Source organism: Pseudarthrobacter sp. SSS035 (assembly GCF_023273875.1).
Taxonomy (GTDB): domain Bacteria; phylum Actinomycetota; class Actinomycetes; order Actinomycetales; family Micrococcaceae; genus Arthrobacter.
Window position 1 is genome coordinate 390,619 of record NZ_CP096882.1, and the last position, 17,783, is coordinate 408,401.

Annotated in this window: 19 protein-coding genes and 3 tRNA genes; 8 read left to right on the forward strand and 14 right to left on the reverse strand. The window is 64.8% G+C overall.

Annotated features, from left to right (window positions below):
- The first annotated feature begins 175 nt into the window (after window positions 1-175).
- Genes MUN23_RS01825 through MUN23_RS01840 form a run of 4 tightly spaced genes read left to right on the forward strand, consistent with a single transcriptional unit; the run spans window position 176 to window position 3,957 of the window.
- A complete protein-coding gene (locus MUN23_RS01825) occupies window positions 176-1,366 on the forward strand; it encodes a sensor histidine kinase (protein ID WP_058932722.1) in 1,191 nt (396 codons plus the stop codon).
- A gap of 47 nt (window positions 1,367-1,413) precedes the next feature.
- Entirely contained in the window at window positions 1,414-2,136 is a 723-nt protein-coding gene (locus MUN23_RS01830) for a LytTR family DNA-binding domain-containing protein (RefSeq protein ID WP_248761829.1), read from the forward strand.
- Complete coding sequence (locus MUN23_RS01835; RefSeq protein ID WP_248761830.1) at window positions 2,133-2,483, forward strand: hypothetical protein; 351 nt, start codon at window positions 2,133-2,135, stop codon at window positions 2,481-2,483. The genes MUN23_RS01830 and MUN23_RS01835 overlap by 4 nt, the downstream gene beginning before the upstream one ends.
- 7 nt (window positions 2,484-2,490) lie before the next feature.
- Entirely contained in the window at window positions 2,491-3,957 is a 1,467-nt protein-coding gene (locus tag MUN23_RS01840) for a cation acetate symporter (RefSeq protein ID WP_248761832.1), read from the forward strand.
- A 24-nt stretch (window positions 3,958-3,981) separates the two neighbouring features.
- On the opposite strand, the gene MUN23_RS01845 is transcribed toward MUN23_RS01840, so the two are convergent.
- The 6 genes from MUN23_RS01845 to rpsB form a co-directional block, all read right to left on the reverse strand.
- Window positions 3,982-4,566, reverse strand: a complete 585-nt coding sequence (locus MUN23_RS01845) for a DivIVA domain-containing protein (RefSeq protein WP_056348278.1) — start codon at window positions 4,564-4,566, stop codon at window positions 3,982-3,984.
- A 92-nt stretch (window positions 4,567-4,658) separates the two neighbouring features.
- Complete coding sequence (locus tag MUN23_RS01850) at window positions 4,659-5,582, reverse strand: phosphatidate cytidylyltransferase (RefSeq protein ID WP_248761834.1); 924 nt, start codon at window positions 5,580-5,582, stop codon at window positions 4,659-4,661.
- On the reverse strand, window positions 5,582-6,139 hold the full coding sequence (frr, locus tag MUN23_RS01855; protein WP_056348274.1) for a ribosome recycling factor: 558 nt from the start codon (window positions 6,137-6,139) through the stop codon (window positions 5,582-5,584). Before frr ends, MUN23_RS01850 begins: the two co-directional genes overlap by 1 nt.
- A 125-nt stretch (window positions 6,140-6,264) precedes the next feature.
- Window positions 6,265-7,002 carry a UMP kinase gene (gene pyrH, locus MUN23_RS01860; protein ID WP_056348271.1) on the reverse strand — a complete coding sequence of 246 codons (738 nt, stop codon included), beginning with the start codon at window positions 7,000-7,002 and terminating at the stop codon, window positions 6,265-6,267.
- 127 nt (window positions 7,003-7,129) lie between these two features.
- Window positions 7,130-7,966, reverse strand: coding sequence for a translation elongation factor Ts (gene tsf, locus MUN23_RS01865; RefSeq protein ID WP_056348268.1), 837 nt, complete (start codon window positions 7,964-7,966; stop codon window positions 7,130-7,132).
- 129 nt (window positions 7,967-8,095) lie between these two features.
- On the reverse strand, window positions 8,096-8,998 hold the full coding sequence (gene rpsB, locus MUN23_RS01870; RefSeq protein ID WP_248761835.1) for a 30S ribosomal protein S2: 903 nt from the start codon (window positions 8,996-8,998) through the stop codon (window positions 8,096-8,098).
- A 403-nt stretch (window positions 8,999-9,401) separates the two neighbouring features.
- Between rpsB and MUN23_RS01875 the strand changes: the two genes are divergently transcribed.
- The gene (locus tag MUN23_RS01875) at window positions 9,402-9,899 is read left to right on the forward strand and encodes a murein hydrolase activator EnvC (protein ID WP_248761836.1); all 498 of its coding nucleotides are present in this window, start codon (window positions 9,402-9,404) and stop codon (window positions 9,897-9,899) included.
- 47 nt (window positions 9,900-9,946) lie between these two features.
- Here the strand turns inward: MUN23_RS01875 and MUN23_RS01880 are convergent, their stop codons facing one another.
- The 6 genes from MUN23_RS01880 to MUN23_RS01905 all read right to left on the reverse strand — a co-directional run bounded on the left by MUN23_RS01880 (window position 9,947) and on the right by MUN23_RS01905 (window position 15,310).
- On the reverse strand, window positions 9,947-11,137 hold the full coding sequence (locus tag MUN23_RS01880; RefSeq protein WP_248761837.1) for an acyl-CoA dehydrogenase family protein: 1,191 nt from the start codon (window positions 11,135-11,137) through the stop codon (window positions 9,947-9,949).
- 186 nt (window positions 11,138-11,323) lie between these two features.
- Window positions 11,324-11,400 (reverse strand) — tRNA-Ile (locus MUN23_RS01885).
- A gap of 141 nt (window positions 11,401-11,541) precedes the next feature.
- A complete protein-coding gene (locus MUN23_RS01890) occupies window positions 11,542-12,738 on the reverse strand; it encodes a glycosyltransferase (RefSeq protein WP_248761838.1) in 1,197 nt (398 codons plus the stop codon).
- Window positions 12,739-12,863: 125 nt separating this feature from the next.
- On the reverse strand, window positions 12,864-13,772 hold the full coding sequence (locus MUN23_RS01895) for a DMT family transporter (protein ID WP_248761839.1): 909 nt from the start codon (window positions 13,770-13,772) through the stop codon (window positions 12,864-12,866).
- Window positions 13,772-14,395, reverse strand: coding sequence for a CDP-alcohol phosphatidyltransferase family protein (locus tag MUN23_RS01900; RefSeq protein ID WP_058929539.1), 624 nt, complete (start codon window positions 14,393-14,395; stop codon window positions 13,772-13,774). The genes MUN23_RS01895 and MUN23_RS01900 overlap by 1 nt, the downstream gene beginning before the upstream one ends.
- Window positions 14,396-14,455: 60 nt before the next feature.
- The gene (locus MUN23_RS01905; protein ID WP_248761840.1) at window positions 14,456-15,310 is read right to left on the reverse strand and encodes a phage holin family protein; all 855 of its coding nucleotides are present in this window, start codon (window positions 15,308-15,310) and stop codon (window positions 14,456-14,458) included.
- Window positions 15,311-15,499: 189 nt separating this feature from the next.
- Between MUN23_RS01905 and MUN23_RS01910 the strand changes: the two genes are divergently transcribed.
- The 3 genes from MUN23_RS01910 (at window position 15,500) to MUN23_RS01920 (ending at window position 17,423) form a co-directional block, all read left to right on the forward strand.
- Window positions 15,500-16,723 (forward strand): multidrug effflux MFS transporter, encoded by a 1,224-nt coding sequence (locus MUN23_RS01910; RefSeq protein WP_210412416.1) that lies wholly within the window; start codon window positions 15,500-15,502, stop codon window positions 16,721-16,723.
- A gap of 26 nt (window positions 16,724-16,749) precedes the next feature.
- On the forward strand, window positions 16,750-16,929 hold the full coding sequence (locus MUN23_RS01915; RefSeq protein ID WP_248763961.1) for a hypothetical protein: 180 nt from the start codon (window positions 16,750-16,752) through the stop codon (window positions 16,927-16,929).
- Window positions 16,930-17,015: 86 nt separating this feature from the next.
- Window positions 17,016-17,423 carry a hypothetical protein gene (locus MUN23_RS01920; RefSeq protein ID WP_248761841.1) on the forward strand — a complete coding sequence of 136 codons (408 nt, stop codon included), beginning with the start codon at window positions 17,016-17,018 and terminating at the stop codon, window positions 17,421-17,423.
- 52 nt (window positions 17,424-17,475) lie between these two features.
- Here the strand turns inward: MUN23_RS01920 and MUN23_RS01925 are convergent.
- Window positions 17,476-17,548, reverse strand: a tRNA-Asn gene (locus tag MUN23_RS01925).
- Between the two features lie 125 nt (window positions 17,549-17,673).
- Window positions 17,674-17,746: transfer RNA gene (locus MUN23_RS01930), tRNA-Asn, on the reverse strand.
- Between the last annotated feature and the right edge of the window lie 37 nt (window positions 17,747-17,783).

The window sequence follows — 17,783 nt, forward strand, 5'->3', positions numbered from 1 at the left end:
TCCTCCTCATTGAGACTTGCTTGGTTCACACGGGCCAGCCTGCAGGCAGGATGCGGACAATGTGACTGCAATCACTCTGCGGTGCGGCAGGCTTGCATTCCAGAGCCATGGCCGGAACGGTCGCTCAACGGTTACGATGCTGCGACTAACGGCACCCGGCGTTACGCTGGGCACCATGCCGGACTCCCCGCTCCTGACTGCCGCCGCCGTTGCGGTAATCACCCTGGCAATCGCCGTCGTCGTCGGCGTTGGCATCAAGCTGCTCCGGTCCTTCCGTGAGCTGGGCACCGACGCCGAGCGCGCCACGTACAACACCCTCCACGCTGCATCGAGTGCCGGGCAGCATCTGCGTACGGGCCTCAATCCGGCGGGCGCCGCCAAGGCGAGCCGGCAGCTCAGGAACTTGCTGGGCTGTGATGCGCTGGCCATCACCGATACGGCCGGCGTGCTGGCCTGGGACGGTGCCGCCGAGGAACTGAAGCCCCGGTTGATGGAACTGGCTGCGGACGTCCTGATCGGCGGGCGGACGGCGGTGCTCCAGGCGCGGGACCTGGGGACGGGCCATGCCTCCGGAAGCTTCGCCGCCGTCATCGCGCCGGTCCGTGCGGGCTCACGGGTGGTGGGCGTTGTGGCGGCGTTTGCCCCGGCGGCGGGCGCAGGCCTGGTCCGTGCCACCAGCGAAGTGGCGGACTGGGTGGCCGTCCAGGTGGAGCTGGCTGAGCTGGACGCATCCCGGACGCTGCTGATGGAAGCCGAAGTGCGGGCGCTGCGTGCCCAGATCAGTCCGCATTTCATCTACAACTCGCTGAACGCGATCGCGTCGTTCATCAACACGGATCCGGAGCGGGCGCGCGAGCTGGTGGTGGAGTTCGCTGATTTTACGAGGTACTCGTTCCGGCGCCACGGTGACTTCACCACGCTGGCGGAGGAACTGCGCTGCATCGACCGGTACCTGCTGCTGGAGCGCGCCCGTTTCGGTGACCGCGTCCAGGTCAGCCTGCGGATCGCGCCGGAAGTCCTGAGCACCGTCATCCCGTTCCTGAGCCTGCAGCCGCTGGTGGAGAACGCCGTCAGGCATGGCCTGGAGGCCAAGGAAGGGGCGGGCCACATCACCATCACGGCCAATGATTCGGGCGCCTATGCGGAAGTGACAATAGAGGACGACGGCGTGGGGATGGACCCTGCCGAGCTCCAGTCGATGCTGGCCGGGCACCACGACGGCGACCACGTGGGGCTGCGCAACGTGGACGCCCGGCTCCGGCAGGTTTACGGGGACCAGCACGGCCTGGTGATCGAGACGGCCCCGGGCGAGGGAACGCTGATCACCATGCGCGTGCCCAAGTCCCAGCCCGGCCACGACGCCTGAACCCCGGCGGTCTGATCCCCGCCGCCTCCGGCGGCTAATGTAGGACCATGATTAATGTCCTCGTCGCCGACGACGAGTTACCCGCCGTGGAGGAGTTGGCCTATCTCCTGGGAAAGGATGACCGGATCGGGGTCATCCACCGGGCCATTTCGGGCACAGAAGCGTTGCGGGCCCTGAACACCGCAACGGTTGACGTCGTCTTCCTGGATATTCACATGCCCGCCGTGTCCGGCCTTGATGTTGCCCGCGCCATCGCGCGCAGCAGCAAACCGCCGGTGGTGGTGTTTGTCACCGCGGACGAGGACTGCGCCCTGGAGGCGTTCGAGCTTGCCGCCGTGGACTACCTCCTTAAGCCCGTCCGGGCCGAGCGGCTGTCCCGGACGGTGGGACGGATCAGCGAGCTGCTGCGCGACGGCGGCGGCACCGCCCCCGAGATGATCACCGTTGACCAGGGCGGCACCACCAGGATGATCAGGCGCGACGACGTCACATACGTCCAGGCGCAGGGCGACTACGCCCGGCTGCACACCGCGGATGCCAGCTATCTCATCCGGGTTCCGCTGGCAGACCTGGAGCAGCAGTGGGCCGAGGCCGGGTTTATCCGGACGCACCGGTCCTACCTCGTGGCGCTGAAGCATGTGCAGTCCATGAAGCTGACGGCGGACAAACCCAGCGTCTCGGTGGCCGGTGCCGGCCTGCCCATCAGCCGCCGCCACCTTCCCACGGTCAGGGAAAAACTGGAAGCCACCCGGATCCGGCCGCAGGCATGACCCGGGTCCGTGTCACCGCTCCGCGCTCGGCACCCCGGCCGGCCCGGGAGTCGCGCGAGGCGGCGGAGGAATCCGAGGTGGGGCAGGTCTTCGTCCGCTCCCTGATCCGTTCCCAGCTGCGGCTGGCCCTGGTGGTGGCCATCGGCTTTATGCTGATCCTGTCTGCGTTCCCGTTGCTGCTGGCAGCCCTACCGGGACTCGCCGAGACCCCGATCGCGGGGATCCCGTTCGACTGGATCCTGCTCGGTGCAGGCATCTATCCCGTCATCGGCCTCAGCGCTTGGCTGTACATCCGGACCGCCACACGGAACGAGGCCCGCTACCGGGACCTGGCCGGGGACGAGTGACCACCTCATGAATCCCGCAGTTGGTGTGGTGGCGCTTGTTGTTGTTTCGCTGGCAACGGCCGCCATCGGGTTCTACGGTCTGCGGATTTCCCGGACCACCGGCGATTTCTATGTGGCTTCCCGGACCGTCAGGCCATGGTGGAACGCCTCTGCCATCGGCGGGGAGTACCTCTCGGCGGCGAGTTTCCTGGGCGTGGCCGGGCTGATCCTGCTGTCCGGTACCGACGCCCTGTGGTTTCCCGTGGGCTACACCGCCGGCTACCTGATGCTGCTGCTCTTTGTTGCCGCACCGCTGCGCCGCTCCGGCGCCTACACGATCCCGGACTTCACCGAGGCGAGGCTGGATTCACGCGCAGTCCGCCGTGTGACCAGCGTGGTGGTGGTTGTGGTGGGCTGGCTGTACATTGTGCCTCAGCTCCACGGCGCGGCCTTGACCATCCGGATCACCACCGGGCTGCCGGCCTGGGTAGGCTCCGTGGCCGTGGTGGTTGTGGTGTGCCTGACCGTTGTTGCCGGAGGCATGCGCTCCATTACGTTTGTGCAGGCGTTCCAGTTCTGGCTGAAGCTCACCGCCCTTGCCGTGCCCGTCCTGTTCATCGTGTTCACGCTTGCCGGTGACGGGAGCGCCGCCGTGGCCCCCGCCGTCGTGAATCCCACCGGGCTGGCCCCCGCCGGGCCGTACCAGAACATCTCGCTGCTGGTGGCGCTGCTGTTCGGCACGCTGGGACTCCCCCACGTCCTGGTCCGCTTCTACACGAATCCGGACGGACACTCGGCACGGCGGACCACGCTGATCGTGCTCGGGCTGCTCTCCGTTTTTTACCTGTTTCCCACCGCCTACGGGCTGGTGGGGCGGATGTTCGCGCCCGAACTCGCCCGGTCAGGGCAGGCGGACGCGGTGGTTCTCCTGCTGCCGGGGCAGCTGATCGGTGGAACCGCGGGCGACCTGCTCTCAGCGTTGGTGGTGGCCGGGGCCTTCGCCGCGTTCCTGTCCACCACCTCCGGCTTGGTGGTCTCGCTGGCTGGCGTGATCAGCCAGGACGTCCTGGGCGGCAGCGTGCGGGGATTCCGGCTCGCCGCCGTCGTCTCCGCAGTGGTCCCGCTGGGATTTGCCGTGATGACTGATTCCCTGGCTCTGGCCGGCAGTGTGGGCCTGGTGTTCGCGTTTACCGCCTCCACTGTGTGCCCGGTGCTCCTGCTGGGCATCTGGTGGCGGGGACTCACCGATGCCGGCGCCATTGCCGGAATGGTGACCGGCGGCGTCCTCTGCGGCGGCGCCATGGTGTGGGGAACGGTCTTGGGCGCTTCCGGCACGCCCTTCTGGCTGGCCCAGCCGGCGGCGTGGACGGTTCCCGCCGCCTTCGCCGTGATGGTGCTTGTCTCCCGGGGGACAAAACACCGGATTCCGCGGACCATGAGCCGCGTCATGACCCGGCTGCACACTCCCGAACGGCCGTTGGTGACCGAACGCTGAGTCCCGTGACCAGCTAACGGGCAGTCAGTCGATGGCCGCCATGAGTTCAACCACGCGGTCCAGGAAGGCATCAACCTGGGTCTCTTCGTAACCGTCCTTGCCCACGGCGGGACGGAAGACCACCCGGCGGACGTTGTCCACGCTGAGCGGCTTGTCCTCTTCGAGGTAGCCGATCAGGTCGTAGCAAAGATTGTCCACGTCCAGGATGTTGTAACTGCGGGCCTTCTTTTTTGACGGGCGCCGGAAGCGCTCACCGTCAGGCCGGTGGAGGCGGCCCCGGAGGATCCCGGAGAGGCTGCCGATCTCCCGCAGCCAGGCATCCTCGCCCTTGGCGGCGATCAGTTCGTCCCGTTCGCGGCGGGCGAAGGCGTCTTCGAGCCGGTCCAGCGCTGCGTCGACGACGGCGGCAGCGTAGCCTCCCTTGACCGGGTCAAAGGAGACGCTCCGGACATCGGCGCTGGTGACGGCGTGGATGGCGGCCTTCGGCGTCTCGAGTGCCACCCTGGCCCGCTGGAGGAACTGGTCCACCTGTTTGGCGTTGTACCCGAATTCGTTGCCCCGCACGCGCTCAAACGACGCGGGGATTTTCCGTTGAAAGTCCAATGCCACTGTTGTTCCTTTGTTGCTTCAGCTGGGTCAGGTTACGCACCAGTCTATTGGCACTGCCGGCGGTCCGGCGGAGATGGTCCGAGAGGGTCGCGTCAGACGCCCGCAACCAGGGCGAACAGCACAAATGCAACGGGACAAGCGAAGACGATGGAGTCCAGGCGGTCCATGACGCCCCCATGTCCGGGCAGGATGCTGCTCATGTCCTTGACCCCGAGTTCACGCTTGACCATCGACTCGGCCAGGTCTCCTGCGGTGGACGCTGCAACGACGCCCACGGCGAGGATCACACCCACCCACCAGGGTTTGCCCAGCAGGAAAATGCTGGCAAGGACGCCGATCAGCATGGCCCCGGCAATGGAGCCGGCGAAGCCTTCCCATGATTTCTTGGGGCTGATCTTCGGGGCCATGGGGTGTTTGCCCAGCGATGCGCCCACGAGGTAGCCGAACGTGTCGTTCGAGACCACCAGCAGCAGCATCACGGCCACCTGCCAGGCCCCGGGCGGCACGGTTCCGCCAGGCCAGAGACCCACCGGGGTGGCGACGCCGACGGCGTGCAGCGGCAACGTGGCGAAACTGATGAAGAACGGGACCCAGCCCAGCGTGAACACGCCGGCAAAGATGCTGTTCGCTGATCCGGCGGGGTTCTCCACGGAACGCCAGAGGAGGACTGCCACGCAGCTCAGGAGCATGGCGAAAAGCAGGCTCTCAAGACCGCCGAGATAGGCGGCGAATGGCATGGCGACTGTACCCACCATGACCGGGACGATGGGCATCCTGGTCCCGTTCGCCTCCAGGGCACGGAAGATCTCCCAGACTCCGAAGACCGCGAACCCGGTGGTGACAGCCACGAATCCGAGCGGGAGGAAAACCAGGCCGCCCAGCACGCCGATCAGCATGGCCAGGCCCACCACAATGGCTGCCGGCAGATTCCGGCCGGCCTTGGGCGTCGGATTGCTCCGCAACTGTTTCCCCCTGGTGCGCGCCCTTTGGGTGGGGGCCTGCTCTGCCTGGCTCATCAGACTTCGAGCAGCTCTGCTTCCTTGCGCTTGAGCAGCTCGTCGATGCCGTCCACGTGCGATTTGGTCAGGCCATCCAGTTCCTTTTCGGCGCGGCTGCCTTCGTCCTCGCCGGCTTCGCCGTCTTTGACGAGCTTGTCCAGCGTTTCCTTGGCCTTGCGCCGGATGTTGCGGATGGAGATCTTCGCGTCCTCGCCCTTGGTCTTGACGATCTTGACGTATTCCTTGCGGCGTTCCTGGGTCAGGTCCGGGATGGTGATCCTGATGACGTTGCCGTCGTTGGAGGGGTTGGCGCCCACCTCGGAATCACTCAGGGCCCGCTCGATGTCGCGCAGTGCTGTCTTATCGAACGGCGTGATGAGGATAGTGCGCGCGTCCGGAATGGCGAAGGAGGCAAGCTGCTGCAGCGGGGTGGGCGAACCGTAGTAGTCCACCAGGACCTTGTTGTAAAGGCCCGGGTTTGCCCGTCCTGTGCGGATCGAGGCGAAGTCTTCCTTGGCTACCTCTACCGCCTTGTCCATCTTCTCTTCGGCTTCGAGCAAGGTTTCTTCGATCACTGTCTCTCCTCAGAAATCAGTGCAGTCCGGGTACCGGGTCCCTGCACAATCTTGGTTCATGGTTCCTGGTTCCATTGTTGCCCGGTTGCGGGCATGGAACCGTGCTCAGATCATCCTAGCTGCAGCTACGGGGTCACCAGGGTACCGAGCTTTTCGCCCAGGATGGCGCGGGTGACGTTCCCTTCGCCTTCCATCCCGAAAACCACCATGGAAAGGTTGTTGTCCTTGCACATGGTCATTGCGGTCTGGTCCATGACCCTGATGTCGCGGCGCAGGGCGTCGTCGTAGCTCAGCGTGTCCAGCTTCTCGGCAGTGGGGTCCTTCTTGGGATCCGCGGTGTAGACGGCGTCCACGCCGCTCTTGGCCATCAGGACGACGTCCGCGTGGACCTCCAGGGCGCGCTGGGCGGCCACTGTGTCCGTGGAGAAGTACGGCAGGCCGGCTCCGGCGCCGAAGATGACCACGCGGCCCTTTTCCATGTGGCGGATGGCCCGGCGGGGAATGTACGCCTCGGCGACTTGCCCCATAGTGATGGCGCTCTGGACGCGGGTTTCAACGCCGGCCTGCTCCAGGAAGTCCTGCAGTGCCAGGCAGTTCATGACGGTGCCGAGCATGCCCATGTAGTCGGCGCGCGAGCGGTCCATGCCGCTCTGGGACAGTTCCGCGCCGCGGAAGAAGTTGCCTCCGCCGACGACGATGGCAACTTCCACTTCGGGGACCGCTGCGGCGATCTGCTTGGCGACGTCGCGCACGGTGTCGGGATCAACGCCCAGCTTGCCGCCGCCGAAGACCTCGCCCGACAACTTCAGGAGGACGCGGCGCCTGCTTTTCTCTGGCTGGCTTGAAGAATTGACGGCTTCCATGGGTGCCTTCCCGTTGGTGAACTCTGAAAAAGGTTATCGTGCCGGGTGGCCAAAGGTCTCATCGGACGTTTAGCCGGTGCATGCAAAAGGGGCGGCCACCGAAGTGGCCACCCCTTTGCGGATTCGACTAGGAGCCGACGCGGAAACGTGCGAAGGACGTGCCCTTGACGCCGGCCTCTTCGAGGACCTGCGCCACAGACTTCTTGGCGTCCTTGGCGAAAGCCTGGTCAACCAGGACCTCACCCTTGTAGAAGCCCGTAACGCGGCCTTCCACAATCTTGGACATTGCAGCCTCGGGCTTGCCTTCAGCCTTGGCGGTCTCTTCGGCGATGCGACGCTCGGACTCGACCAGGTCGGACGGAACGTCTTCGCGGGTCAGGTAGTTCGGGGACATCGCTGCGATGTGCACTGCAATGTCGTGTGCGGCGGTGGCAGCGGCTTCGCCTTCACCGTCAACAGCGAACAGGACGCCGACCTGGGCCGGGAGATCCTTGGACGTCTTGTGCAGGTAAGCGTCAACAGTGCCGCCCTCAATGCGGGACAGCTTGCGGACAACAACCTTTTCGCCGAGGATTGCGCCTTCTTCGACGACAACCTCGGACAGCGGCTTGCCGTCAACTTCGATGGCCAGGAGGGTGTCGAGGTCGGCAGCGCCGGACTCCACAGCCACGGCCAGGACCTTGTCGGCCAGCTGGATGAACTTGTCAGCCTTGGCGACGAAGTCGGTCTCGCAGTTGACCTCGATCATCACGCCGACGCCGTTGCTGACCTTTGCGGCCACCAGGCCTTCAGCGGTGGAGCGGCCTTCGCGCTTGGTAGCGCCCTTGAGGCCCTTGATGCGGATGATCTCGATGGCCTTTTCGGCGTCACCGTTGGCTTCGTCAAGAGCCTTCTTGACATCCATCATGCCGGCGCCGGTGCGCTCGCGCAGAGCCTTGATATCAGCGGCAGTGTAGTTCGCCATGTGAACCCCTCTGTCTAGAAAATGTATGTGGTGTACGGACCGACAGGACAGCGGCTCACCGGGTGAGCCGCCATCCTGTCAGGTGCTCCGGCGCTGCAGGCAGCGCCGGAGAATCCGGATTTACTAGTGTTACTTCTCAGCGTCGGCGGCGGGAGCCTCGGCAGCAGCCGGAGCTTCCTCGGCAACCGGAGCAGCTTCTTCGGCTGCCGGAGCGGCAGCTTCTTCAGCAGCCGGAGCAGCCTCAGCGGCAGGTGCTTCTTCAGTCTTGCTGCCTTCGAGGAGTTCGCGCTCCCACTCAGCCAGCGGCTCTTCCGGAGCTTCCGTGGTGCCCGTGGCGCGGTTGTGGCGGGCGATGAGGCCCTCAGCAACGGCGTCGGCGACAACGCGGGTCAGCAGGTTCACGGAGCGGATGGCGTCGTCGTTGCCCGGGATCGGGAAGTCGACTTCGTCAGGATCGCAGTTGGTGTCCAGGATGGCCACAACCGGGATGTTCAGCTTCTTGGCTTCGTCAACGGCCAGGTGTTCCTTCTTGGTGTCCACGATCCAGAGCACGGAAGGTGCCTTGGTCAGGTTGCGGATACCGCCGAGGTTGGTTTCCAGCTTGGTGAGTTCACGGCGAAGGAGCAGCAGTTCCTTCTTGGTGTACGCGGAACCGGCGACGTCGTCGAAGTCGATCTCTTCCAGTTCCTTCATGCGCTGGATGCGCTTGGAAACGGTCTGGAAGTTGGTCAGCATACCGCCGAGCCAGCGCTGGTTCACGTAAGGCTGTCCAACACGGGTAGCCTGCTCAGCGATGGATTCCTGGGCCTGCTTCTTGGTGCCGACGAAGAGTACGGTGCCGCCGTGTGCAACGGTGGCTTTTACGAACTCGTAAGCACGGTCGATGTAGGACAGCGACTGCTGAAGGTCAATGATGTAGATGCCGTTGCGCTCCGTGAAGATGAATCGCTTCATCTTCGGGTTCCAACGGCGGGTCTGGTGTCCAAAGTGGACGCCGCTGTCAAGCAGCTGGCGCATAGTTACGACGGGCATGCCGGCGCTCCTTCCGGCAGGTCATTCATGAGAAAGCCTTGCGGCCCTCTTACCCTGCCAATAGTTGACGGTTGATTAGCTTGGCCCAAGGCGGGCCGTGCTCCTGGCATCCATTGCGACTCTCATCAGGACCGCGAAGGCCCTGACCGCAAGAGGCACAATCCTCCTCGAACAAAGCCGAAGCTTTAGATTTGGAGGGCTGGATGCGCGTAGTCAGTTGCTGCTCCCCCGCATTCCTGAATGAGGCGTGCCGACGCAAGCGTTGAGGGCACAGCAAACTGCTCCACCAAGTGTACAACAGGAGCCAATAGCCGAAGGACAACCTGAGGGCCTTCGCCGGGCGTTTTCCACATGGCCAAGGTGCGCACTCCCACTGAGGGATCCGGCACGCAAAGCTGGGTTTATGAAAGCAATAGTTGCCCTCGCGGCAGTGCTCTTATTGCCGGCCGCGGCGGCTCCAGCGGATACAGCGCCGCGCGCTTCCTGGGAGTGGCCGCTCTCCCCCAGGCCCGCGGTGCTGCGCGCCTTTGACCCGCCGGACAAGCCGTGGATGAGCGGGCACCGTGGCGTGGACCTTGAGGCAACGCACGACGGCGTCCCGGTCACCTCGCCGGAGTCCGGCACCGTCAGTTTCGTGGGAGTAGTGGTGGACCGCCCCGTGATCACCATCGATCACGGGGGCGGTCTCCGCAGCAGTTTTGAGCCCGTCGAAAGTCCGCTCACGGCCGGGGCCGTGGTGGCGAAGGGCGAGATCATCGGAACGCTGCAACCCGGGCACTGCGGCGCTCTTGCCTGCGTCCATTGGGGCGTCAGGCAGGGGGACGCCTACGTCAATCCGCTGGAATTCGTCACCGACCTCCGCCCGTCCATCCTGCTGCCCCTGGGGCTGGACACTGGCTGACCGCCGAGCGCTGACGGCTGACGGCTGACGGCTGACGGCTGACGGCTCTAGACGATCGCCGAGATCCCGGTGATGGCGCGGCCGGTCACGAGGGTGTTGATCTCGTGGGTTCCCTCATACGAGTAGATGGCTTCCGCGTCGGCAAAGATCTTGGCCATCTCGAAGTCGGTCACGATGCCGTTGCCGCCCAGGAGGCTACGGCCGATCGCCACGCTCTCGCGCATCCGGGCGGTGGTAAATGCCTTGGCCAGGGCGGACTGTTCATCCTTGGCCTGGCCGGCATCCTCCAGCTGGGAAAGCCGGACCATCATGCCCATGGAGCTCACGGCATTCCCGAGGATCTGCACCAGCTGGCTTTGGACGAGCTGGAACGACGCGAGCGGGCGGCCGAACTGGTGGCGTTCCACGGCATAGCGGCGGGCCACGTCAAAGGCTGCCAGCTGCTGTCCGACTGCCTGCCAGCCGACGGACAGCCGCGTGACCTTCAAGACCTTGTTGGTGTCGCGGAAGCTGTTGGCGCCCGCCAGCTTGAAGAAGTCCGGAACCACCACGTTCTCCAGGACGATGTCCGCGTTCTGGACGGTCCGAAGGGAGATCTTGTTTTCAATCTTGGTGGCGCTGAAGCCGGGCAGCGCCGTATCCACGAGGAAACCCTTGACCTGGTTGTCGGCGAGGTCCCGGGCGTAGACGACCACCCAATCCGAGAAAGTAGCGTTGCCGATCCAGCGCTTGGCGCCATTGAGGATCCACGTGTCGCCGTTCCGGTGTGCTGTGGTGCGCGTGCCGCCGGCTACGTCGGAACCTCCCAGCGGCTCCGTAAGACCGAACGCGCCGATCTTCTTCAGCGAATAAATATCCGGGAGCCACGCCTCCTGCTGTTCCTGGGAGGCAAGGGCTTCGATGGAGCCGGTAAACAGTCCGTCGTGCACGCCCATGAAGGTGGCGATGGAGGTATCGGCGCGCGTGGCCTCGGCATGGACCAGGCCGGCAAACAGGTTGGAGTAGCCCTGGCGCCTGACCGGACTCACCAGGTCGATTTCGGCCAGCTTGGGAATGAGCTCCATGGGGAACTCGCCGCGGTTCCAGCAATCCACGGCAATCGGCCGGACTTCGCGGGCGAGGAAGCCCCGGATCTCGGCGAGCCGGTCCTGCTCCTTGGCGGTGAGAAGCTGCTCGAAGGCGAAGAAGTCGCCGTCGGCGTACGGAAGGTTGTTGATGTCAATAGAGGCTTTGGACATTTGGTTCCCTCGCAAAGATCAGCAGCGCGGACAGGCCAGCCATGGCAGGACAGGCCGGGACTCAGCGGCACGGTAAGTTACTGGTCAGTAACATACCGCAGATTGCGGGAAAACGAAAGAAACCGCGGCCGACGATCTCTCGTCAGCCGCGGTTCCACGATGGTTTGGTTCCTGCAGTGTCGTGCTTGGTAGGGCTACTCGGACTTGAACCGAGGACCTTAGGATTATGAGTCCCGCGCTCTAACCAGCTGAGCTATAGCCCCCTGCCCTTGCCGGCTTGGTCCGCGGAGGACTTCGGCTTCAGCAGGGCAAAAACACTCTAGCAAACAGTGGCGGGCATCAGGACCACGCAGTTAGGGCGCCGGGGTCCGGGCAGGCTGGGGCGGGCCACTGCGAGACCAGCGTCAGAGGGCCTTGTCGTCGTAGCTTGCACCCCGGTAGAGGTCCTCGAAGGTCTGCAGCGTGCCCTCGATGCTGTGCGGTTCCACCATCCGCCGGCTTGCCTGGCCCATTGCCGCCCGTTCCTCGGCTGGCAGCTGCAGGATCCGCGTGATCTTGGCTGCGAGGTCGTCGCTGTCGTTGGGTGTGAACAGATAGCCGTTCTCGCCGTCGCGCACCAGGTGCGGCAGGGCCATGGCATCCGCCAACAGGACGGGCGTGGAGGCAGACATCGCCTCAAGGGTCACCAGGGACTGAAGCTCGGCGGTCCCCGGCATGCAGAAAAGATCCGCCTTGATGTAGGCCTCACGGAGGTCCTCATCGCTGGCCAGTCCCAGGAATTTCACCCGCTCCCCCAGTCCGAGCCGTTCCGCCTGCGCTTCAAGAGCAGCGCGGACTTCGCCGCCGCCCACAATTTCCAGGTGGACGTTGAGCTCCGCAGGCGTCTTGGACACGGCATTGATGAGCACGTCCACGTGTTTTTCGTCGGCCAGGCGCCCCGCAAACACCACCGTCGGGTGGGCATGGGGTTCGATCACTTCGCCGGGCTGCAGCTCATAGGCTGCAGAGTCAATGCCGTTGGAGAGCGGCAGCACCTTGTGCAGGAACGCGTGCTGGTGCATGGCCTTGGCGGCCAGCGGTGTGGGCGTGGTGACGACGTCCGCCCGGCCCATGACCTTGCCCATGTCCTTCCAGGAGATCTTGCCGATGATGTCCTTGAACCACTGCGGGAACGGCAGGAACGGGTTCAGGTTCTCCGGCATGAAGTGGTTGGTGGCCACGATCCTGATGCCCCGCTTCGCCGCTTCGTAGAGGACGTGCTCGCCGATCATGTAGTGGCTCTGGATGTGCACCACATCCGGCTTGATCCGATCGAAAAGGAGGCCGATCTCCTTCTTGATTTCCCAGGGGAAGCAGATACGGAAGTACTCGTGGGTGAAGACCCCGTGGGAACGGAGCCGGTGCACGGTAGCCTCGGAGCGGAACTCGGTGAAGCTCGCGCCGTCGTCCGCACGGCAAGCCAGCACATGCACGTTGTGGCCGCGTCCGCTCATGCCGTTGGCCAGACGGTAGCTGAACTGCGCAGCCCCGTTGATGTGGGGCGGGTACGTATCCGCGGCGATCAGGATGGTCAGGGGAGGCTGGTCAGAGGGCGTTGTCACGTGAAGAGCTCCTGAAGGTCACGGCACGGGCAGCTGTCGCTGGCCGCACCGGTTGGCCGCCGGCACGGTAGCGCGGGGCCTCTTGGAATCGGCTGGTCATGAAAGTGCGCGAGTTGGGTAACAAGCTAGTGGGACGCCCTGCCCGCCGCCTTCCGCGCATCTTTCCTGCGCTTGGTGACCTCGGGATGGTGCCTGGAAAGGGCGATCACCCCCACGATAGCAAGCGAAGCAGCCGTAGCCATGGCAATCGCCATCACGGCGTGGACGTCCGGGCGCAGCTCGCCCAGGATCACGATGCCGATGGCGATGCCCACAATCGGGTCGATGACTGTCAGCCCGGCGATGACAAGGTCCGGCGGGCCGCCCGAGTAGGCGCTCTGCACAAACCAGGAACCCAGGCCGCCGGCCGCCGCGATGGCCACCACCGAATACCATTGGACATTGAGCAGCGCCAGCCCGTTCGGGTCGAGCAGGTGCTTGCCGATGATGCGCGTCAGCACCGCGACAAAGCCGAACAGGACGCCGGCGCCGAGGATGTAGACAAACGCGCTCATCCGGTGCCGGAACATGACCGCCAGGGTGCCGAACACGCCGACGGCCAGTGCCAGCAGCAGCACGATGGTGAGCTCGTCCTCCTGGCTCACATGGTGGTTCTCCTGCGTCACGTTGACGGCGAGCAGGACAAAGAGTGCGGAGCCGGTCACGCAGGCCGCGATGGACACCATGGTGGCCCGGTTGATGGTGATGTCCTGGTCGCGGGCGTTCACCACGGTGGTAATGACCAGCGCAATGGCGCCGATCGGCTGCACCACCGTCAGCGGCGCGGAGACCAGGGCCACCGCGTTCATTCCCATCCCGAGGCTCAGCAGCAGAAGTCCCAGCACCCACCGCGGATTGCGGAGCAGGCGGAGGAAGCCGTTTGAACTCAGTGCCAGCCCGCCGGTGTCGGCTTTGACGGCGCTCCCCTGCTTCTGCGCACCCAGGGCAAGGCAGAATGCGCCAAGCACCGCCAGCAGGACCGCCACCCATACCATCAGGCGGTGCCGCCGTCGTGATGGGACTGCTGACGGCCCTTCCGCAGAATGGCCCAGAAATAGTTGTACGCGGCAATCCAGTGGCCGGTGAGCCCAAGTCCCAGCACGATCCAGGCTGCAATGTACAGCGGCCCGGCAAACGGAGTGTCCAATCGAGACAGGACCAGCAAGGGTGTGCCCAGGAGCAGGAGTCCGGTGCGGACTTTGCCCACACGGCTCACTGGCAGGTCCGGGTGACCCCGGAAGTAGGAGAGCGTCAGCACCAGGAGCACGGCGTCAGGCACCAGGAGTGCGGCCAGGTACAGCCAATGGACGACGCCGGCAATCACCAGGGTGACCGCCACCGCGATCAGGGCAAGCCGGTCAGCCAGCGGATCCATGACGCGGCCGAGCTTGGACGCCTGGTCGAAGCGGCGGGCCACGTAGCCATCAATCCAGTCGGTTCCCGCCATGACCACCAGGACCACAACGGCGGTCCCGTATTCCTTCTGGGCCAGCACGAGCCAGACAAAAAGTGGTACGCCCATAAAGCGCAGCACTGTCAGGGCGTTGGGGATGGTAAAGACGCGGTCGTGGTCAACCTGGGGGCGGCCGGGCCGCGCACCAGCGCCGATGAACCTCAATCCGTCCCCCTTCCTTAGAGCCCAGTGTGACTTCAGAGCCCAGTGTGACGTGTTGTGTTGTTAGGGGTTCCGCAGCAGCCTGCGCAGGAGCACCACAAAGATCGTTGCGGAGGCTGCAAGTGCGGCAAGTGGCTTCCAGCGGAGGCCGGCGCCGTCCGGGGATCCGGAGAAGTCAGCGTACTTTTGGCTGGCCTTGGCAGCGCCATGTTCAACGGCAGCCTTGCCCTCCCCCAGTTTTTCCTTGGCAGCGCCCAGCAGGAACATGGCCTGCGGCTTGATGTCGAGCTCGGTATCCAGTTCGTCGCGGACCTGGGCCAGGTGGCGCCGGCGCTGTTCCAGGCGGCGGTGAAGCTCGGGCTCGGACGCCTGCGGGAACTCTTTTTTGTGCGCCTCGGCCTTGGCTTCCTTCTCGGCCTTGGCCTTCGCGGCAGCCTCGTCCTTGGCAGCCTTGGCGGCCTTGGCCTCCGGGCTGGCCGGATCGAGCAGCGCGGCGTTGAAGTCCGAGCCTTCCTTGACGATGCCGAGATCGTGTTTGATGCCGCGGATGGTCTCGGCCGGGACCAGGGGCATGGCCTGCTTGAATTTGCGGACGCCGATCAGGCCGCCAATGACGGCAATGACCAGAAACAGGGCGCAGACGAGCAGCGCGGCGAGCCACGCCGGCATGATGGTGGCCAGGCCCATAATGGCGGCCACGATCAGGCCAACCACCAGGAAAGCCACAAAAATAAGCGCAACCGCGAAGAAGGCGGCGGCGACGCCTACCTGGATGCCCTTGCGCTTGAGCTCGATTTTGGCGAAGGCGATTTCATCGTTGAGTTGGCGAGGGGCCAGACGGAAAAGAAGTTTCAGCGTCCTGGGCAGCGCGGTGATCCGCAATCCCTGGCTGGTGCGCCCGGTGTGACGTCCGCTCATCGGTTCCCGCCTAACTTGTTGCGTAGTCTGCTGCCTGGTCGGTTCGGCATCGGTGTGCTGTGGGAGCCCGCGGCAGCACGGTCCCGCCCCCAAAACTATCATTCAGGTTCAGGGCAAACTTCCGGGTTGGCCGCACGGCGCGCCTGCAACCCCGGAAAGATGGAACTTCCGGGCCTAGGATTGATCTCCGTGACCACTCCCTCGAATCCGGGCGATTCGCTGACCCGCCGCCGGAAACTGTTGTACATCCTCCTCCTCGGCGCCCTCACCGCGTTGGGTCCGTTCACGATCGACCTGTATCTGCCTGCGTTCCCGGCACTGGAAGCGAGCCTTGGGGTCACCGAGGCCCAGGTCCAGCTGACCCTGGCCGGCACCACCGTGGGCTTTGCCCTCGGCCAGCTGGTGGTGGGCCCCTTCAGCGACAAGTTCGGCCGGCGGCTCCCGCTGATCCTGGCCACCGCCCTGCACATCGCCTCCTCCGTGGGAGCGGCCCTGTCCACCGATATCTCCACGCTGGGCCTCTTCCGCGTCCTCATGGGCGTGGGTGCTGCAGGCGGCGGTGTGGTGGCGATGGCAATGGTGCGGGACCTGTTCTCCGGCTATGCCATGGTCCGGATGTTCTCGCGCATGGCCCTGGTGAACGGGCTGGCACCGATCCTGGCCCCGGTGATCGGATCGCAGCTGCTCCTGGTGATGCCCTGGCCGGGAATCTTCGTGTTCCTGGCCGGCTACGGCACCCTGGTGATCATCGCCGCGCTCGTTTTGGTCCGCGAAACACTGCCACCGGAGAAGCGCGGCCTGACCGGTATGACCGCCGGCCAGCGCTACAAGGTTCTTTTTACGGACCGGATCTTCGTGGGCCTGCTGGTGGTGGGCGGCATGAACTTCGCTGGCCTCTTCACCTACCTGTCCGCGTCGCCGTTCCTGTTCCAGGACATTTTCGGGTTCTCGCCGCAGGAGTACGGCCTGCTGTTCGGCATCAATTCCCTGGGCATTGTGGCCGGCGTCCAGACCAGCTCCAGGCTCATCCGTACTGTCCCGCCGCAATGGATCCTTGCTTGTTCCACGGCCTGGATGTTCCTTATGGCCCTGCTGATCGTGGTCTTTGACCAGGCCGGCCTGGGGCTCTGGGGCGTGATGGTTCCGCTCTGGTTCTACATCATGGGTGCAGGCTTTACGTTCCCCTGCGTGCAGGTGCTGGCCCTGAGCAGCCACGGCGCACAGGCCGGGACGGCCGCGTCCCTCCTGGGTGCCGCGACCTTCCTGATGGCCGGCCTGGTTTCACCGGTGGCGGGGTGGCTGGGCATCACCAGCTCCACGCCCATGGGCGCCGTGCAGGCCGCGTGCATACTGGTGGCGATAGCGGGCCTCTGGCTGGTCGTCAGGCCCCGCACCGTGCCCTCGATCCACTGAACCCCGCCGACCCACTGATGAAACCCATAAAACGCAAACCGCACCGCAACCCCCGGGGACTGTTCCTCGGGGCGGTGCTCGGCGGCGTCGCAGGTTACTTCCTGGGGCGCGTGTTCGGCAGCGGTGCCATCGGCATCATCCTCGGTGCCCTGGCAGGTGCTGCCCTGCTGTACCGGGTCAACCCGGGCCCTTGGAACCGTCCCTAGCTGTTGGGACGCGGCGCCAAATCCCGGTCCACCGAGCGAGGGGCAACCCCTGCCGCCCGGGAGCTTTCCCACGATAAAATAAATCCGTGCCCAGCTGGCAGTTCCACTCGCCGCCCCCGGCCACATGGCAACGTTGCGACTCAGGCATCTTGCCCTTGTGGTGGGACCGGCTATGCGCCCAAACCGGACAGCAGTCCGCAGCCCTTTATGCTGCCGGACTCTTCACCGACGACCGGCGGCGGCCCATCGCGCAGTGGTTCAATGCCGCCTTCAACGCCGCCCTCCTGGTGGCCCCGGAGACCTCGCCTGAGTGGCCGGTGCAGCGCTTCGGGATCTTCTACGCACCACCGGCCTCCGGCTTCGTCCGCGTGTACTCGGCACCCCATGAATGGCATCCGCGCGAGCCCCGCAAGTACCCCACCGAGCAGGACGCCTTCCGCGCGGCCATAGCCGAGGCTGAGCGGTTCCTGCAGGTGGAAATGGACTTTGTGTGAATGCAAAGAATCCCCGCCCTCACAGAGAGGACGGGGATTCTTTGTTTGTCTGCTCCTCCTGCTGGACTTGAACCAGCAACCCTTCGATTAACAGTCGAATGCTCTGCCAATTGAGCTAAGGAGGAATGAAGCAGGTATGACATTAGCAAAGGTTTCCCGGGAATGTGAAATCGGCGGCGGCGCACCACGAAATACCCTCCCCGGGTATAAAAAAATCCCCGTTCCGGAGACCCGGAACGGGGATTGTGCGCTCCTCCTGCTGGACTTGAACCAGCAACCCTTCGATTAACAGTCGAATGCTCTGCCAATTGAGCTAAGGAGGAATGAAGCGGGTACCAGCCTAACAAAGACACCGGCTGG

Bases quoted from the DNA above. Each gene is read 5' to 3' on its own strand.
- pyrH (WP_056348271.1), bottom strand. From the start codon at position 7,002: ATGGAAGCCGTCAATTCTTCAAGCCAGCCAGAGAAAAGCAGGCGCCGC.
- MUN23_RS01880 (WP_248761837.1), bottom strand. From the start codon at position 11,137: ATGTCCAAAGCCTCTATTGACATCAACAACCTTCCGTACGCCGACGGC.
- MUN23_RS01835 (WP_248761830.1), top strand. From the start codon at position 2,133: ATGACCCGGGTCCGTGTCACCGCTCCGCGCTCGGCACCCCGGCCGGCC.
- MUN23_RS01830 (WP_248761829.1), top strand. From the start codon at position 1,414: ATGATTAATGTCCTCGTCGCCGACGACGAGTTACCCGCCGTGGAGGAG.
- MUN23_RS01895 (WP_248761839.1), bottom strand. From the start codon at position 13,772: ATGGTATGGGTGGCGGTCCTGCTGGCGGTGCTTGGCGCATTCTGCCTT.
- MUN23_RS01840 (WP_248761832.1), top strand. From the start codon at position 2,491: ATGAATCCCGCAGTTGGTGTGGTGGCGCTTGTTGTTGTTTCGCTGGCA.
- rpsB (WP_248761835.1), bottom strand. From the start codon at position 8,998: ATGCCCGTCGTAACTATGCGCCAGCTGCTTGACAGCGGCGTCCACTTT.
- MUN23_RS01850 (WP_248761834.1), bottom strand. From the start codon at position 5,582: ATGAGCCAGGCAGAGCAGGCCCCCACCCAAAGGGCGCGCACCAGGGGG.
- MUN23_RS01825 (WP_058932722.1), top strand. From the start codon at position 176: ATGCCGGACTCCCCGCTCCTGACTGCCGCCGCCGTTGCGGTAATCACC.
- tsf (WP_056348268.1), bottom strand. From the start codon at position 7,966: ATGGCGAACTACACTGCCGCTGATATCAAGGCTCTGCGCGAGCGCACC.
- MUN23_RS01905 (WP_248761840.1), bottom strand. From the start codon at position 15,310: ATGAGCGGACGTCACACCGGGCGCACCAGCCAGGGATTGCGGATCACC.
- MUN23_RS01875 (WP_248761836.1), top strand. From the start codon at position 9,402: ATGAAAGCAATAGTTGCCCTCGCGGCAGTGCTCTTATTGCCGGCCGCG.